Here is an 18622-nt window from a genome sequence, read left to right as displayed (position 1 = left end):
AAAACATGTCAGACGATAAGAAAGTAATTTTTTCGATGTCGAAGTTAGGCAAGACCTATCCCGGCGCAAACAAACCTGTACTTAAAGATATTTACCTGAGTTTTTTCTATGGTGCTAAAATTGGTATCCTTGGTTTAAACGGTTCGGGTAAATCGTCATTATTAAAAATTATTGCCGGCCAGGATAAAAACTATCAGGGCGATGTTGTTTTTGCTCCCGGCTACACTGTGGGTTACCTTGAACAGGAACCTATACTTGACGAGAATAAAACTGTTATAGAAATTGTGCGCGAGGGTGTGGCCGAAACGGTTGCGCTTCTTGACGAATTTAATAAAATAAACGACAGCTTTGGCGATCCTGAGGTTTATGAAAATCCTGATAAAATGGATAAGCTTATGGAGCGCCAGGCAGTGCTACAGGATCAGATAGATGCATCTGGCGCATGGGAGTTGGACACTAAGCTGGAAATAGCTATGGATGCCCTGCGTACTGCCGAGCCGGATACCCCTATAAAAGTACTTTCGGGTGGAGAGAGAAGACGTGTAGCACTTTGCAGATTGCTTCTACAACAACCGGATGTATTACTGCTTGATGAGCCTACTAACCACCTTGATGCCGAAAGTGTATTGTGGTTAGAGCAGCATTTACAGCACTATGCAGGTACTGTTATTGCCGTAACCCACGACCGCTATTTTCTTGATAACGTTGCCGGATGGATACTGGAGCTTGACAGGGGAGAAGGGATTCCGTGGAAAGGCAATTACTCTTCATGGCTCGACCAGAAGTCTAAGCGTATGGAGATGGAAGAGAAAACTGCGTCTAAACGCCGTAAGACCCTTGAGCGCGAGCTTGACTGGGTTCGCCAGGGTGCTAAAGGCCGCCAGACTAAACAAAAGGCACGTTTACAAAACTATGACAAGCTACTTAACGAAGACCAGAAAGAGCTTGACGAAAAATTGGAAATTTATATACCTAACGGCCCAAGGCTGGGTACTAATGTTATAGATGCTAAGGCTGTAGCTAAAGCCTTTGGCGATAAAGTACTATATGATAATTTAAACTTTACGTTGCCGCAGGCAGGTATAGTAGGCATTATAGGCCCCAATGGTGCCGGTAAAACCACTATATTTAAAATGATAATGGATGAGCTACAGCCGGATAAAGGCGAGTTTGCCGTAGGCGATACCGTTAAGATAGCCTATGTAGACCAAAGCCACTCTAATATTAATCCTGAAAAATCTATCTGGGAAAACTTTTGCGATGGGCAGGAGCTTATTATGATGGGGGGCAGGCAGGTTAACAGCCGTGCTTACCTTAGCCGTTTTAACTTTGGTGGCAGTGAGCAAAATAAAAAAGTTTCTACACTATCGGGGGGTGAGCGTAACAGGCTGCACCTTGCCATGACACTTAAAGAGGAAGGTAATGTATTGCTACTGGATGAGCCTACCAATGACCTTGATATTAATACGCTTCGTGCGCTCGAAGAGGGACTTGAAAATTTTGCCGGCTGTGCAGTAGTTATTAGCCACGACAGGTGGTTCCTGGACAGGGTGTGTACACACATCCTTGCTTTTGAAGGCGACTCTGAAGTTTACTTTTTTGAGGGAAGTTTCTCTGAATATGAGGAGAACCGCAAAAAACGCCTTGGTGGCGATTTAACACCTAAGCGTATTAAATATAAAAAACTAATACGTAACTAACAATTAGTTACGTTTAGGCAAAAAAAATGCGCTGCTCAAAACATTTTGAGCAGCGCATTTTTTTTTTACCTGAAATTCCTGGTATATTTTAAACTCCTTTTTTTACTTTTCTCATTTTCATGTTTAGCATTTCTACCCCAAGAGAAAATGCTATTGCAAAATACAAATAGCCCTTAGGCACTTCTCCTACATGCTGGCCGCCCAGCTGTGCGCCAGAAAGGTGCATACTCTCTGTAATAAGCATAAAACCTATTAATATAAGAAATGCAAGGCCAAGTATTTGTATTGATGGATTTTTGTTTACAAAATTGCCTACAGGAACGGCAAACAGCATCATGATACCTACAGATATTACCACGGCAGTAATCATAACATACAGTGCCCCTTCGAGCCCATTAGTCATACCTACAGCAGTAAGAATAGAGTCTATAGAGAAAATAAGGTCTATCATTAATATCTGGGCAATAGTAGCCATAAAAGATTTGCTTGAACCTTGGCCAAGATTGGTTTCATGTTCGCCTTTTACATCTACTTTTTCGTGTATCTCTTTAGTGCTTTTATATATCAAAAATAATCCACCTGTAAATAATATGATGGCCTGCCCTGTAAAGCCCGCGCTAAACCAGCCCCAGTCTATAGTTAAGAAAGGCTTTTTCATTCTTGTAAGCAAAGTAATGCCAAACAAAAGGCCTATTCGTAAAAACATCGCAAGGAACAAGCCAATCCGCGTGGCTCTTTTCCTATCAGCTTCAGGTAGTTTACCGGTTACAATAGATATAAATATAATATTATCCACTCCCAGTACGATTTCTAAAAACGTAAGGGTAAGCAGTGCTATCCAGGCATCGGGGTTACTTAAAAATTCCATGCTATGTATTTAGTCAATTTTAGTTACAGTCCCTTTTTGCTTTTGGGTATCGCCCACGATAGAAAACTCAAAAGTATAGCTATTGTCGTGGGTTGTTAATATCTTTATATTTACAGCCTTTTTATCCTGCATGCTTTTAGGATTTACTTTAGTACCTATGTATTCGCAATCATTAATCCATCGTATTGCTGTGGTATCAATCTTACCATTTACATTTGCAATCTCTAAACTTTTAGTTCTATTAAATGTAGAGGTATATGTTTTCCCTCCGGCAGTATATTCCGATTTAAATTTCCCGATCTTAAAGTCGGCACAGTTGCGTTCCTGGTCATAGCATGAAGCTAATAAAAGCATTAGAGGAAGTATAAATAGTAATCGTTTCATTATTTTAAATCGTTAAGCCTGTTAAGTTCAGAGTCGGTAAAATTGATGGTTTGCTTTTCCTGCGCGAATTTATTGTTATTGTATTGTGCCGAATTATTTTTTGGGATTGATAAGCTTTGCCACTCGGTTTGTTTAAGAAATTTGGCATAAAACACTATTTGGCCTATGTGGTATGGATAGTGTGCCAGTTGCCTGTTTATAGCCTCAATAACCGTATGACCCTCGTTACGAATATAAATTATAGCGTCGAGATTTTGTGGTGTAATGGTATCAAGTGCAGTAAATAGTACTGCCCAGGCTTCTTCCCATTTTTGCATCATAATTTCTGCATCTTCATACGGATCCTGAAATTCGTCATCGCGGTTACGCCACTCTTTTTCGCCATCGCTGGTTAAAAAATCGGTCCATCGCGATAGCATATTGCCTACCATGTGCTTTACAATTAGGGCAATACTATTAGTATCGTCGTTAGCTGCATAAAACAATTGTTGCGGTTCTAATTGTGCCATAGCCTTTTCGGCAAGTGTCTTATAATAAAAAAATTGTTTTTTAGAACTTTCTATGTAAGGTTGTTGTGGCAACATTGCTGTATTATTTGCAAACAAAAATACGGCTTTTAAGTATATAATGTTTTGTGTCATTTATTTTGAAACTGTATATTTTTCATATCATAAATTAAATGGATTTTTACCTGATGATATGAATCTTAAAGTAGCCTTTAATTTTAGTAGAACACCATGAATGTTTGCATCTGGTACGTGTATTATAAAATAGGTCATATTTTTTCAATAATTTTTTTAATGCTAAACTTAACGTTATGAAAAGGTTATAAAGAGAAAAGTAATTTATTAAAAAATTAGCCAAAAATGTATTTGCATAATCAGAAAAGCTTACTATATTTGCACCCGCAATCAGGTACTGATTATAGTTTATTGGAGAAATGGCAGAGTGGTCGATTGCGGCAGTCTTGAAAACTGTTGACTGTAACAGGTCCGGGGGTTCGAATCCCTCTTTCTCCGCCACCTGAAGTTTACGACTAAACTTCTAAAGAACAGAAACCTTTGAATACTCCGGTATTTGAAGGTTTTTTTGTTATATGATATAATATTTTTATAAACCCTTTATTATATAGTAGCTGCTTAATAGACATAGGGGTCTCTTTTTATCCGTAAGGTCAATTTAAATCATCATACATTAATAGTTGCAATGATTTTCTATTTATAATGTGGGTAAAGTTGTCATATAAAACAATAATTTTATCTTTGTGTAAATCAAAAAACCTTCGATGAAAAATATATCTTTAATTCTAATTGCCTGCCTTATAAGTTTTACAACATTTGCCCAGAAAAAAACAACTGCTGCTAAGCCGAAAACTACTATCGCCAAATCTAAAACAGCTGTTGTGCAAAAGAAAGAAGTTCCTAACCAAAAGAAAATTGACGAAGCCACAGCTGCTTTTGATAAAGAATTGCAGGGAACCTGGAAAATGAATGAAATGACCACTGGGGACACCTATATAAATGCTACAAAAAAAATAATAAAATTTTCGGGTGATCTTGAAAAAGAGATGACGCCCGAAAATCGTGCTAAAATTGAAGCCAACAAGAGCTCGTATATCACTAAAGTATCATCCAGCAGTGCAATTTTTAATGGTAAAGATGTAACTTACTATATAGCCGGTGTTACAAAAAGAGGAACTTATACACTTAGTCCACAGGGCTCTGCCTATACGGCGAATATTGTTTTGGCAGATGGTTCTAAAGATATTATGGCAGGACTCACTATTAAAGATAATACATTATACGTAACACAAACTATTAAGACTTATAAAACCGAAATGGTTTTTGTGAAAATAGTACCAAGAAAATAACTGTTACGAATTAGACTGGTAGTTGCTTTCGCCATCCTGGTCTTTACCCGCAAGGGTAACAGCCATGTCGCTTAGAGTTTGTCCGCCTTTCATACCAAAATCAAGCGTACGTATAGGGTATGGTATCATGATATCATTTTCTTCGTACGCTTTTTTAATGCGCATAATAGCCTCGCTGCCCACTTTTTTGTAAATCTTTAATTCGGCACTGTCTATCCACATACGTATGGCAAGGTTAATAGAGCTGTCGCCAAAAGAGGTAAAGAACAGCGTGGTCTCCTGTGTTTTAGAAATATCCTCTATATCTTTAACGGCATCCAGCGTTACCTGTTTTACCTTGTCAAGGTCATCGCCGTAAGATACACCAATCTGCAAATCAAAACGGCGTTTGCTAAGCGTTGTAAAGTTTTCAATAGGGTTCTGGAAAACATCTTTATTAGGTATAATAACGACCGGGCCGGTAAAAGTGTTTATAACAGTATCACGAAGGTTAACCTCGGCAACCTTGCCCATAAACCCTTTTATGAGCACTATGTCGCCTACCTTTATGGGCTTGCGGAACGAGATAAATATCCCCGACATAAAGTTGGCTGCAATATCCTGAAATGCAAATGCCAATGCCAAACCTAATATACCGGCACCTGCAAGAATAGATGTTACTGCTTTATCCAGGTTAAGTATACTTAAAACCGTGAACAGGGTTATACCTATAAATACAAAATATATAACAGATGCAAACAGGTTGTTAAGCGTTGCGTTATGCGATACCTTGCCAATAAGTTTAAGAGCAAGCCTTCTTACAAACTTTGCTATGTAAAAGCCTATAACAAGTATTACGGCAGCTATAACAATGTTGGGCAGGAGCCTTATCAGGTCTTTACCCCAGGTAGTAAGTTTCTCTGTAAGTATGCGGGTTACGGTGTTTATATCTATCTGCTCTGCCATAGCTTTACTATTTAAATTAGTTATTTTTATAATGCGTTTCATGTTAAAATGCCGCAGTATTGCTAATTTACTTACTACTTATGAAAGTGGGGGTAGGGTTAAGTTTAATTTAAGATTTATGTAAATTAACTTCTGCTGATTATTTGAACGTACTTCTAATACCAATTATTAATATAATCCATTCTAAATAATTTGTCACGCAAAGTCGCCAAGACGCAAAGCTGGGTTACGCAGACCTACCTGCCAAGCGACTGGTAAGTCGCAAAGCTTTGCGACTTACCAGTCGCTGTATCGAAACCTAATTTAGTATACAGCTTTGCGTCTTGGCGACTTTGCGTGAAATAAAATGGGAGAAAAAATCAGGCTAATATGTATTCATAAATGGTATAATAAATCTTATACAGATTAAAATTTGTTATCTCAACCTTTCGCTCATTTATGCTTTATCCTTAGTAATCAGTAATTATTAACGATGTAGGAATAATGATAATAAAAAAAACACAACTTTTTTTTACGAAATTGTTGTTCAATTAATTTTTAGTTGTATTATTGTAGAATAGAATAGTATAATAAAAAAGCTGTTTTACTCCATGCAAAAATCACCTTTACGTTATTCAAAAATTCTCCTTACAAGCCTAAGCATCGTTTGCTTTTGCAGTATATCTGCCTTTGCCCAAAAAGACCTTACAATGGCTTTTGGTAAAAAAGGCGTTATAACGTACAACTCAAAAAAGCATACCATAAGCGTAACCGATTGCGGAAAGGCATTATTTTCAGATGCGGTGGGGGTCGTTATCTCAAATGGAACAACACTTTCGGTTTCCGATTATCCTGCGCCGGCATTTGCAAAAACTGATTTTAATGATGCTATAGGTAAAGGAACAAAGTATACCTTAACATATACTGCTGCCGCAAAACCACAACTAACACATACATTTTATACTTACAAAGACAAACAATATTTTATTACCCAGTTAGAAATAGATGGTAAAGGGCAGGAGGTTGTTACAAACTATATAGCTCCGCTTACAACAGGCAAAGTTGGGTTTGATATTGCTAAAAACCTGCATACCGTTTTCATGCCTTATGATAATGATGCATTTGTAAGTTACGAATCTAAACCTTTAGAAAGTATAACAACAAACACAAGTGCTGAGGCTGGTGTGCTGTTTAATAATACATCAAGAAATGGTATTATAATAGGGTCATTAGAACATACCGTTTGGAAGAGTGCTGTAAAAACCACCAACACTAATAATGATGTGGCTTTAACTGCCTGGGCGGGTTACAGTGAGCAGGCAGTAACACGAGATGCTATTCCGCATGGTATGGTAAAAGGGAACAAAGTTACATCGCCTAAATTTTTTGTGGGTTATTATGCCGACTGGCGTACCGGACTTGAAGAATATGCAAAAGCCAACCGCTTAACAGAGAAACCCTTTGTGTTTAACTGGGATAAGCCAACACCTGTGGGCTGGAACAGTTGGGGTGTGCTTATGGATAAAATAAATTATGAAAACACTACTAGAGTAGCTGATTTTTTTGCCGACTCTATTCCGCAATTCAGGGTAGGGAACACAGCTTACATAGACCTTGATTCTTTTTGGGATAATATGGTAAAGGGCGGATTCTCGGGAGATTTTGCAAAGGTTAAAGAATTTGCAGATTACTGCAAAAAGAAAGGCCTTGAGCCGGGAGTGTATTGGGCGCCGTTTACCGACTGGGGGCATAAAGATGGACCAGACCGTAAAGCCGAAGGTGGTAATTTTACCTTTGGTGAAATGTGGACAAAGACCGGCAACAATACTTACTTTGATTTTGATGGTGCAAGGGCGATTGATCCCACGCATCCCGGAACGCTACAGCGCGTTGATTATGTAATTAATAAACTGAAAGCCTGTGGCTTTAAAATGATAAAGATCGATTTTTTGGGGCATGCTGCCGCAGAGTCAACTTCGTTTTACGATAAAAATGTTACTACCGGCATGCAGGCCTATAAAGTAGGTATGGAAAGGTTAGTGAAAGCTCTTGACGGGCAAATGCTTATTTATGCGGCTATTTCGCCTAACCTTGCTACATCGAGTTATGCACACACACGCCGTATTGCCTGCGATGCGTGGAAAACAATGGAACAAACACAATATACTTTAAACAGTGTAAATTATGGGTGGTGGCAAACGTATACCTATAATTATATAGATGCAGACCATGTAGTATTTGCCGATGAAAGTGAGGGTGAAAACCGTGCCCGACTGATATCGTCAGTAATTACAGGTACACTTATTACAGGCGATGATTATAGTAAGCATGGCAATTGGTCGGTGCGGGCTAAAGAGTGGCTTAGCAATAAAGAGATGCTTAAAATCGTGGCAAACGGCAGGGCTTTTCAGCCGGTGGAAGGCAATATGGGCAATAAGACATCAGAAACATTTGTGCAAAAAATTGGTGATGATTATTATCTCGCAGTTTTTAATTATGGTAAAGAAAAAAAGGATTATAAATTACCGTTAGAACGCCTTGGCATAAAACAAGGAACTTATAGGCTAACCGACATTTTTTCGGCTGAAAATAAATTAATTAAGGGAAATACTATAGATTTAACACTTGGTGCCGAAGACGGGCATCTGTATAAAATCGTAAAACCTTAAATTTTTAGCCATGAAAGTGTATCAAAAACATATTGTTTTAGTTGTATTGTTTATTGTTGGTCTTGTAAATAATGCAATGGCAACTGTAACCTTACCCTCGTTCTTTACAAGTAATATGGTATTGCAGCAAAAAGCAAACCTCCCTATATGGGGTAAAAGTACAGAGACAACAGTAAAAGTAACTACCTCATGGGATAAAAAAAATCAAATTGCAAAAGTTGTTAATGGCAGCTGGGAGGTTAATGTAAAGACACCTGTTTACGGCGGGCCCTACAGCATTACAATTAATGATGGTACAGAGCTGGAGCTTACTAATATATTAATAGGCGAGGTATGGCTGTGTTCTGGCCAAAGCAATATGGAAATGCCACTGGCAGGATGGGGTAAGATAGATAATTTTAAAGAAGAGATTGCTGCGGCAAATTATCCTGAAATAAGGATCATTCAGGCAGACCATGTAGAAAGTGCACAACCGCTAACCGACCTTAAAGTACAAAATGGCGGCTGGCAGTTGTGCAGCCCGGAAACTATTGGAGAGTTTTCCGCCACGGCCTATTTCTTTGCAAGAAAAATTTATAAGGAAAAACACATTCCTATAGGGTTAATACACAGTTCCTGGGGAGGAACACTGGTTGAAGCATGGACAAGTGCCGGTGCCCTTAAGACCATACACGATTTTGATGCGGAATTAAAGGCAATGCAGTCGGCAGAGGATAAGGCAGCCCTTGAAAAAAAATATAATGCTGATATGCAGGTATGGACTGCCCAGCTTGAAAAAGCAGATAAGGGCATGCAGGGTACTACGGCTATGTGGGCAATGCCTGATCTAAAAGACGAGTCATGGAAAACAATGGAACTCCCTGCATTTTGGGAAAATAAAGGGCTCACTGATTTTGATGGTGTAGTATGGTTTAGAAAAACAATTACATTATCGGATAATTTTGACGGTAAAGAAGCGGCGCTTTCTTTTTTTGCCGATGATGATGATAAAGTGTGGATAAACGGAACATATATAGGAACAACAGCCGGATATACCGTAAACCGTAATTATACCATCCCTGCAAATATTTTAAAAAAAGGTAAGAACACAATTGTTATACGTATTTATGACGGTGCAGGCGGCGGCGGAATTTATGGTACCCCGGATGAATTAACTATTAAATCGGGAAGTGAAACAGTATCGCTTGAAGGAGCATGGAAGTATACTATTGGTGCAAACCTTAAAGATTTAGCTGCAAAACCTTATATGCCTCAGGGGCAGAACAGGCCATCGGCAATATATAATGCTATGATTAATCCGTTGCTTAAAGTGCGCCTTGCAGGTGTTATATGGTATCAGGGCGAAAGCAACGAAAAAAGGGCAGAGCAATACCAAACATTGTTTCCACTGCTTATAAATGACTGGCGTGCTAAATTTAATAATGAAAAACTGCCGTTTTATTTTGTGCAATTAGCCAATTACAAAGCTAAAAAAAGCGAACCATCACAATCTGAATGGGCAGAGATAAGGGAGGCGCAATTTAAAGCGCTTGCATTAACAAATACAGGAATGGCAGTAGCTACAGATATAGGTAATGGAGAAGATATACATCCTAAAAATAAACAGGATATAGGTGGTCGCCTTGCCCTTATAGCGCTTGATAAACAGTATGGTGTAAAAACAAATTACTCCGGTCCTTTGTACAAATCGTATGCAGTAAATGGTAAAAATGTAACTGTAGATTTTACTTTTAACGAAGGCATCAAAGCAAAATCGGGCATATTAAAAGGTTTTGCAATAGCAGGAGCCGATAAAGTATTCTATTGGGCAGAAGCTAAAATAGAAGGGAATAAAATAATCGTATCATCGGATAAAGTTTCTGTTCCTGTAGCAATTCGCTATAACTGGGCAGATAACCCCGATGGAAACCTTACAAATGCATCGGGATTACCTGCATCGTCTTTCAGGACAGATGCGTGGCCGGGCATCACACACGGAAAAAAATAAAAAATGACTATACACATTACAACTTTCAGGCAGTCTGTTTCGGCATTCTTTCTTTTGGCGGCATTTAGTACGCCGCTTGTTGCACAACAAACTATTCCGGTAAAAACTAAAAGCAATGCACTTGTACTTCAGGTTAATGCTGCAAAAGAAGTTAATACCATTTATCTTGGCGAAAAACTGGCTAACGATGCCGATTATGCAAAAATTGCAGGCCAGTACAAACAAGGTACAGATTATACAGGTATTTACAATGCTGCTTATACGCCATCGGGTTCTAAAAACCTGCTTGAGCCTGCGTTAACAGTTACGCATGCTGATGGTAACACCTCGTTAGACCTGCATTATGTAAGCCATAAAACAACCGAGGCAGGCAAAGGAATATCGCAAACAGAAGTTATCCTTAAAGACCCTGTGTATGCCATAGAAGTGCATTTATTTATAGCCTCCTATTACGAAAATGATGTTATAGAGCAGTGGACTACAATTACCAATAATGAAAAAGGTGCCGTTATATTAAATAAGTATGCATCGGCAAACTTATATATAAAGGGTAATGACGATTTTTGGCTAAGCCAGTTTCAGGGAGACTGGGCGAAGGAAATGCGTCCCGAAGAATCTAAAATTACACATGGTATAAAAGTAATTGACAGTAAGCTTGGTACCCGTGCAAATTTATTTGAGCCATCGGTATTTATGGTATCGCTGGAAAAACCTGCTACCGAAGATGAAGGTAAAGTATTATTTGCAGGCCTTGAATGGTCGGGCAATTTTAAGAATGAATTTGAGCTCGATCCACTTAATAATCTCCGTATAATATCGGGGATTAATAATGCGGGGGCAGCTTACACATTAGCTAAAAGCCAGTCGCTTACCACACCTAAGTTTTGGTATACCTTATCATCTAAAGGAAAAGGTACAGCAAGCAGAAACCTGCACAACTGGGCGCGTGATTATAAAATATTAGACGGTCATGGTAAAAGGCTAACAGTACTTAACAACTGGGAAGCCACGTATTTTGATTTTGACGAAACCAAGCTTAAAGCCCTTATTGCAGATAGTAAGACGTTGGGTGTAGATCTGTTTTTGCTTGATGACGGATGGTTTGGTAATAATTACCCACGTAATAATGACGATGCTGGCCTGGGCGACTGGCAGGAAAATAAAAAGAAGCTGCCTAATGGCATTGCAACCCTTGTAGAAACGGCTAAAAATAACCAGGTAAAATTTGGTATATGGATAGAACCTGAAATGGTAAACCCTGCAAGCGAATTGTACAAACAACATCCTGACTGGGTTGTAAAACAACCGGAAAGGGCAGAACATTACTTTCGTAACCAGTTGGTTTTAGACCTTTCTAACCCTAAGGTACAGGATTTTGTTTTTGGCGTGGTAGATAATTTATTTACTAAAAACCGTGAATTGGCTTATATAAAGTGGGACTGTAATGCAGTTATTTACAATGCTTATTCTAAACAGTTAAAAGACAAACAGTCTAACTTTTATACAGATTATGTGAATGGTTTGTATAAAGTTCTGGAGCGTATTCGTGCAAAATATCCTAAAACGCCAATGATGTTATGTAGTGGCGGCGGTGGCAGGGTAGATTATGCTGCGCTAAAATATTTTACGGAGTTTTGGCCAAGCGATAATACAGATCCTTTAGAGCGTATATACATGCAGTGGGAATATTCTTATTTTTACCCTTCATTATCTATTGCTGCACACGTTACAGACTGGGGTAAGCAACCTATTAAATATAAAACGGATGTTGCTATGATGGGCAAGCTTGGTTTTGATATTGTGGTAAAACACCTGAGTGAGAACGATCTTGCCTTTTGCCAGCAGGCACTTAAAAATTATGGTGCTTTAAGCAATACCATTTGGCAGGGTGACCAGTACCGCCTGCAAAGCCCATGGAAAAATGATGCCGCAGCGGTAAGTTTTGTAAATAAAAATGGTAATGAGGCAGTACTTTTTAGCTACCTTGTTAACAGCAGGTATGAGGCTGGTTCGCACACACCCATAAAGTTAAAAGGCTTACAGGCAGGGCAAAACTATAAAATAGAAGAGATAAATATATATCCAGGCAAAAAACCTGCCGTAGAAACAGCCACATATTCCGGCGACTTTTTAATGCAAATAGGCATCAATCCTAATGTAAATTTAAATAATACAAGTGTTGTTTTAAAAATTACAAAGGCGTAATACCCAATTATTAGTAATATATTTGTTTTTTTGTGATAATAAACAGTATTAATTATACTGATATAATAACGATTTATGAAGCAGATCATTCAGCAGATTAAAAATCTTGAATCTATAAATTCCCTGTCTAAGCATGAGCAGCTTGTACAGGGAATTATCAATGCGATAGACGAAAAAATGGTAAGCAAAGGCGATATATTGCCTTCTGTAAACACTATTATAAATGAGCTCGGTTTTGCCCGCGAAACTATTGCAAAAGCTTATAAAGAACTTGTACACAGGGGGATTATAGAGTCTAAAAACCGTTTAGGGTATTTTGTAGCTACAGATGATGTAATGCAGGAACTTAAAGTAGCATTGTTAATTTTTGCTTTCGACATTTTCCAGGAAACGTTCTATGAAAACTTCCGTAAAGGGTTGGGTAAAAATGTACATCTCGACATCTTTTTTCATCACAATAATTTTGACACTTTCGAGAATGTACTCCAATCTATTAAAGGGAAGTACGGAATGTATGTTATAGCACCAATACCAAACCCAAAAACGCCCAATTTACTTAAATTATTGCCGTCTAACAGGGTGTTGCTTGTAGACAGGCACATTGATACCGGCGAAGATTATAATTATGTGGTGCAGGAGTTTGGCGATTCGTCTTACAACGCCTTTGTACAATTAAAAGACAAGATAAAAAAATACGACGAAATAATATTTTTCTTTAAACCATCATCTGCAGAACCTAACGAGATTTTAAACTCTTTTAAAAGGTTCATGAAAGAGTATGATATTAAGGGCGTTATAAAAGAAGAATATGAATCAGGTTCATTAGAGAAAGGCAAAGTATATTTTACCATTCATAACCTTGAGCTTTGGGAAATGCTTAAAGATTCTAAGGTTAAGGGGCTTAAATTAGGTAAAGATATTGGCTTTATAAGCCATAATGATGATATTGTAAAAGAAATTATTTTTGACGGTGTAACCACTTTCTCTACAGATTTCTCTGAAATGGGCAGGAAGGCAGCTAACTTTGTATTGCATCGCAAAAAAATACAGGAAATTATCCCAACAGTATTAATTAATAGAAACTCGCTCTAAAAAATGAGTTTTGCTGCCATAGCAAGCTTTTTGCTTATCACGGGCTTTATAGCGGTTTTTTCGTGGTTAAAAACGCGTAAAAACATGGCGCAGACTACTGCCGGGCTTTTTTTTGCCGACCGCAAAAATAATTATCTTGTAGTAGGGGGGGCATTGCTTTTAAGCAATATAAGTGCTAACCAATTTATAGGAGAGAACGAATCTATTTATATAAATAATATGAGCGTGATAGCATGGGGCATTAGCTCTGTGCTTGCCATGTTGTTAGTAGCCGAATATTTCTTGCCCATTTATTTTCGCACCGGTGCCATGACCATCCCTGATTTTTTGGGCAAACGTTATGACGATTCTACCCGAAAATTAATATCGATAGTATTTTTATGCAGTTATATAGTAAATCTCCTCCCTGCCGTATTATATGGTGGGGCAGTGGCATTTACAGGCATGTTCAATTTCTTTGAACCCCTGCATTTAAGCTACTGGCAAAACATCTGGATAATGGTTTGGGTTATAGGGCTGGTAGGTACGGTATATTCTGTACTTGGCGGCTTGCGTGCCATTACCATATCAGACACTATATTAAGCCTTGGCATGCTGACTATTGGTATTGCATTTCCATACTTTGGGTTTAAATACCTGGGTGATGGGAGCTGGACGCAGGGCCTGCACCGCATGGTTACAGATCATAAGGAGCATTTAAATGCTATAGGCGGCCCAAAAGATGAAGTGCCGTTTAACACCATATTTACGGGTATGTTTATAATGAACCTGTATTATTGGGGTATGGAGCAGTTTATAGTACAGCAGGCACTATCTGCAAAAAGCCTTTCGCATAGCCAGAAAGGTATGGCGCTGGCCTGTGCCGGTAAATTGCTGTGCCCATTTATTATTAATATTCCGGGGTTAATAGGAGTACATTTATATAGTAATTTACATAATACGGCAGAGGTTTTTCCGCTTGTGGTAAAAGATACATTACCACACATTATGATAGGCTTATCTGCCGCTGTGGTGCTTGGGGCAGCAATAAGTACTTTTAATGCAGGCTTAAACAGTAGTAGTACATTATTTGTGCTAAACTTATATAAACCGTGGCTGGAAAAACGAAAGGGCGAAGTAGCAGAGAAACATCTTGTACGCACAGGGCGAAAATTCGAGATTGGTGTTGCAGTTTTAGCAATGCTTACGGCTCCATTTATAATGTTTGCCAAAACAGGATTTTACACCTACCTGCAACAACTGGGCGGCATGTTTTGTGTACCCGTTTTTACTATAGTATTTATAGGTTTTATAAGTAAAAAAGTACCTCCGCAGGCAGCTAAAGCCGGTATATTGTTTTTTATTATAAGCTATATATTATTTAATTATGTATTGACTATAAATATTCATTACCTGCACATGCTGGCATTATTATTTTTACTCACTACAGTATTTATGTTTGTTGTTGCTAAATTTTATCCTGAATATTTATATTCTGAAATTAAGTATGAAACGTTGAATCTTGCTCCATGGCATAATCGCTACTATTACTATTGCATATTACTCGCAGGAATGGTTGCTTTATTTTTACTCTTCTCTAAGTACGGAGTTGCATAAATGTAACTTACTATAATTAAGTGTTTTTACCACACTTTTATGTAATATGCGTAAAAGAGCATTATTTATGTCAATCCCTAAAAAAAGGTTAAAAAAATTTAATAAATTCTTAAATTAAATATTTGGATATAATCTAAATATTTGTATGTTTGTATCTGAATAGAATAGTATAGTACAATATGCGCAAAGCTATATTATAACTAACAGCTAAACCCAACAAAAGTTTTTAATTAACCCTTTAACATTTATTAACAAAAAAAATCAATTATGAGAAATGTAATACGATACTTGTGCTTGTTAATTGTAATGATGTGTGCGGGATCACTCTATTCCCAAACCGTTACCGGCAAAATTACCGATAACGAAAACCTGCCTTTACCCGGCGCGAGTGTTATGGTAAAAGGTACTCAAAATGTAGTTTCTACTGATATGGATGGTAATTATTCCATCCCGAATGTAGCTCCCGGATCTGTTTTGCAGATCAGTTTTATCGGCTTCGTTTCGCAATCGATTGAGGTAAACAATTCAACCGTAATTAATGCTACTCTTAAAGCAAGCCCTAATGAGCTTGACGAAATTGTAGTTGTGGGAGCCTCTGTAAAAAGGAGCGACCTAACAGGTGCGGTAGGTAACCTTAGTGGCGAGAAGCTTAAAGAAACACCTACTCCAAATTTATTACAGGGTATGCAGGGACGCATAGCGGGTGTTTATATCCAGCAAAACCCTACACCGGGTAATGGTGCTTCTATTAAGATAAGGGGTAGCAACTCTATATCAGCCGGGTCTACCCCAATTTTTGTAGTGGATGGACTTATTATGGAGGGTAATTTTGAAAATATTAACCCCAACGATGTTGCCAGTATTGATGTACTTAAAGATGCCTCTGCCACAGCAATATATGGTTCGCGTGGTGCTAATGGTGTAGTTGTAATCACAACAAAAAGAGGATCGCGCAGTGGTGAAGGTACTGTCCAGTTTGATACATGGGTAGGTGTATCTGAATTTAGCAAGCAGATCCCGCTAATGAACGGTAGCCAGTTGTTTGACTTAAGAGTTGACGCGGCGGCTAATACTTACTTAGATGGACAGCTTCCTTTCGACACATCCGGTGTGCCACTTGGGTTAAGCCGTCAGGAATTTATAAATCAAATTACTTCAGATGGATCCCGTGTATTCGCTCCTTATGAGTTGGAATCTTATAGAACAGGTAAAAGTTATAACTGGCTCGATGAAATAACGCGTTCTGGTGTACAAAGTAACCACAATCTAAGCTTTAGCGGGGGCAGTGAAAAAGGTACTTATTTTGTAAGTATGAGTTTTGCTGACCAGGATGGAATTCTAAAAAATTCAGGATTCAAAAGGTATAATGGCAAAATTAACCTTACACAGGATGTTAAGTCTTGGTTGCAAATAGGAACAAGTACAACATTTTCTAGAAGTGAAGCATCTTATATAGATGGTGGAGCTTTCGGGACAGCTTTAGGGGCCAACCCTCTTTTACCAATAGACCGTACAGCGACATATCTTAGTTATGGCGAAGGTATAGATAATAATCAAAGAAATCCTATATTAAGCCTTGATATAGCAAGTGTTAGCAAAAGAAATATGCTAACTACAAGTAATTACATAAGTATTAAGCCTGTTAAAGGGCTTGAGATTAGAAGCACATTTGGTGCCAATATCATAGACCAAGGTAATTTTGAATATTTTCCTTCTTATACCGGGCAATCTATAGGTAATAGTGCTGATGGTGAAGCACATCATTACAGATATTCTGAACTAAACTATCAATGGGATAATACAGTGACTTATAGTAAAGTTTTTGCGGATAAGCATGACATAAATGCTCTCTTTGGATATTCTGCTCAAAAAAATGACAATAACACAACTGATTTAAGGGCTCGAGGTTTTGCAACAGATGATTTATCTTATAAATATCTTGCAGGTGCTTCGCAGAGAGCAAATTCTCAATTAAGTTCTGACTTTAATACATATACAATTCTCTCATATTTTGGACGTGTAAATTACACTTTCGATAAAAAATATATGATTACCGGTACCATCCGTCGTGACGGATCTTCAAAATTTGGACCAAATAACAAATGGGGTACTTTCCCGTCAGCAGCTGTTAGCTGGGATATTGCGAAAGAGGATTTTTTAAAGGATTCTAAAAAAATTAACCAACTAAAGTTACGAACAAGTTACGGTATTTCGGGTAATCAAAATATTGGTCTGTACAGTTATGTAACATTATACCGTCCAAGTTTTTCAGGAACTTCAACAAGTTTTTCACAATATGGTTTTGAAGGAAATCCGGACATTAAATGGGAAAAACAGAAGCAGTTAAATATAGGTTTTGATGCTGCCGGTTTCGATAACAGGCTATCAGTAAGTGCAAATTATTTTTATACAGATAATACAGACCTCTTACTGGTGCGCAAAGCTATTCCTTCATTGGGATATAAGGATAAATTAGAAAATATAGGAGCCTTAAATAATAAAGGTATAGAGTTAACAATTTCAGGTGCCATAGTACAAACGAAGGATTTTAGGTGGGACGTATCAGCTAATATATCTTCGGCTAAAAATAAGATAACAAAACTATCTGGAGATAATTCGCCTATATATAATTTTGGAGGTTTTACAGGAAGTGAAATTCAACGTGATAACAACCGTATTGTTGGTAAATCTATTAATTCTATTTATGTATTTCAATATGATGGTATTGCGCAACAAGGGGAAGATCTTTCATCCATTAATTACGGTGGCCGTGTTGTAATGCCTGGGGATATCAAGATAAAAGACCGTAATGGAGATGGTATTATTAGTGATAGTGACCGATACGTAGTGGGCAACGTAGACCCTAATTATTATGGAGGATTTAGCAGCGATCTTAATTATAAAGGAATTGGCCTTAACATGATATTTGCATACTCCATAGGAGGCAGAAGGACAAGTGGTGTATATGAAGGTTATATGTATGGTACTGGCAGAACCGCTGCACATACTGATCTACTTGACCGCTGGACACCAACAAATACCGATACCGATATTCCAAGAGCTTATTATAATGGTGGGAGATTTAATTTAGGTGATACTGATAAAGGAATACAAAACGCATCTTTCTTGAGGCTTAATGCATTGACTGTTTCATATACGCTGCCTTCAGACCTTTTATCAAGAATTCATTTAAAAGGACTTAAACTTTATGTAACAGGTTCTAACTTATTTACAATTACAAAGTACAAAGGGTACGATCCTGAAAGCGGAGACACTCCTAACTTAAGAATGATTGTAACAGGATTAAATGTTTCTTTATAATAGTAT

At 37.9% G+C, this 18622-nt stretch carries 12 protein-coding genes and 1 tRNA gene; 9 read left to right on the top strand and 4 right to left on the bottom strand.

Features of this window, described 5'->3' with window-relative positions; translation table 11 throughout:
• Positions 1–5: 5 nt before the first annotated feature.
• Complete coding sequence (gene ettA, locus F565_RS0116280; RefSeq protein WP_026300115.1) at positions 6–1700, top strand: energy-dependent translational throttle protein EttA; 1695 nt, start codon at positions 6–8, stop codon at positions 1698–1700.
• An 88-nt stretch (positions 1701–1788) separates the two neighbouring features.
• Here the strand turns inward: ettA and F565_RS0116275 are convergent, their stop codons facing one another.
• From F565_RS0116275 to F565_RS0116265, 3 genes are read right to left on the bottom strand one after another with little or no spacing between them, the layout of a single operon-like run.
• Positions 1789–2568, bottom strand: a complete 780-nt coding sequence (locus F565_RS0116275) for a TerC family protein (protein ID WP_020214305.1) — start codon at positions 2566–2568, stop codon at positions 1789–1791.
• Between the two features lie 9 nt (positions 2569–2577).
• On the bottom strand, positions 2578–2952 hold the full coding sequence (locus tag F565_RS0116270) for a hypothetical protein (RefSeq protein ID WP_026300114.1): 375 nt from the start codon (positions 2950–2952) through the stop codon (positions 2578–2580).
• The gene (locus F565_RS0116265; protein ID WP_026300113.1) at positions 2952–3536 is read right to left on the bottom strand and encodes a DUF1572 family protein; all 585 of its coding nucleotides are present in this window, start codon (positions 3534–3536) and stop codon (positions 2952–2954) included. The genes F565_RS0116270 and F565_RS0116265 overlap by 1 nt, the downstream gene beginning before the upstream one ends.
• A gap of 350 nt (positions 3537–3886) precedes the next feature.
• On the opposite strand from F565_RS0116265, the gene F565_RS0116260 reads away from it, so the two are divergent.
• Positions 3887–3974, top strand: a tRNA-Ser gene (locus F565_RS0116260).
• Between the two features lie 263 nt (positions 3975–4237).
• Entirely contained in the window at positions 4238–4822 is a 585-nt protein-coding gene (locus F565_RS0116255; protein WP_020214302.1) for a hypothetical protein, read from the top strand.
• A 3-nt stretch (positions 4823–4825) separates the two neighbouring features.
• Here the strand turns inward: F565_RS0116255 and F565_RS0116250 are convergent, their stop codons facing one another.
• Positions 4826–5767, bottom strand: coding sequence for a mechanosensitive ion channel family protein (locus tag F565_RS0116250; protein ID WP_051087101.1), 942 nt, complete (start codon positions 5765–5767; stop codon positions 4826–4828).
• Positions 5768–6357: 590 nt separating this feature from the next.
• Between F565_RS0116250 and F565_RS0116240 the strand changes: the two genes are divergently transcribed.
• From F565_RS0116240 to F565_RS0116215, 6 genes are all read left to right on the top strand, one after another.
• A complete protein-coding gene (locus F565_RS0116240) occupies positions 6358–8415 on the top strand; it encodes an alpha-amylase family protein (RefSeq protein WP_035642856.1) in 2058 nt (685 codons plus the stop codon).
• 10 nt (positions 8416–8425) lie between these two features.
• Positions 8426–10402 carry a sialate O-acetylesterase gene (locus F565_RS0116235; RefSeq protein WP_020214299.1) on the top strand — a complete coding sequence of 659 codons (1977 nt, stop codon included), beginning with the start codon at positions 8426–8428 and terminating at the stop codon, positions 10400–10402.
• A gap of 3 nt (positions 10403–10405) precedes the next feature.
• On the top strand, positions 10406–12607 hold the full coding sequence (locus F565_RS0116230; protein ID WP_020214298.1) for an alpha-galactosidase: 2202 nt from the start codon (positions 10406–10408) through the stop codon (positions 12605–12607).
• Between the two features lie 75 nt (positions 12608–12682).
• Complete coding sequence (locus F565_RS0116225; RefSeq protein ID WP_020214297.1) at positions 12683–13699, top strand: GntR family transcriptional regulator; 1017 nt, start codon at positions 12683–12685, stop codon at positions 13697–13699.
• 3 nt (positions 13700–13702) lie between these two features.
• Positions 13703–15295, top strand: a complete 1593-nt coding sequence (locus tag F565_RS0116220; RefSeq protein ID WP_026300112.1) for a solute:sodium symporter family transporter — start codon at positions 13703–13705, stop codon at positions 15293–15295.
• 267 nt (positions 15296–15562) lie between these two features.
• Positions 15563–18616, top strand: coding sequence for a SusC/RagA family TonB-linked outer membrane protein (locus F565_RS0116215; protein WP_035642853.1), 3054 nt, complete (start codon positions 15563–15565; stop codon positions 18614–18616).
• Positions 18617–18622 lie beyond the last annotated feature (6 nt).

Source organism: Flavobacterium rivuli WB 3.3-2 = DSM 21788 (assembly GCF_000378485.1).
Taxonomy (GTDB): domain Bacteria; phylum Bacteroidota; class Bacteroidia; order Flavobacteriales; family Flavobacteriaceae; genus Flavobacterium; species Flavobacterium rivuli.
The sequence above is the reverse complement of the archived record's forward strand: the minus strand, read 5'-3'. Positions and strand labels throughout refer to the sequence as shown.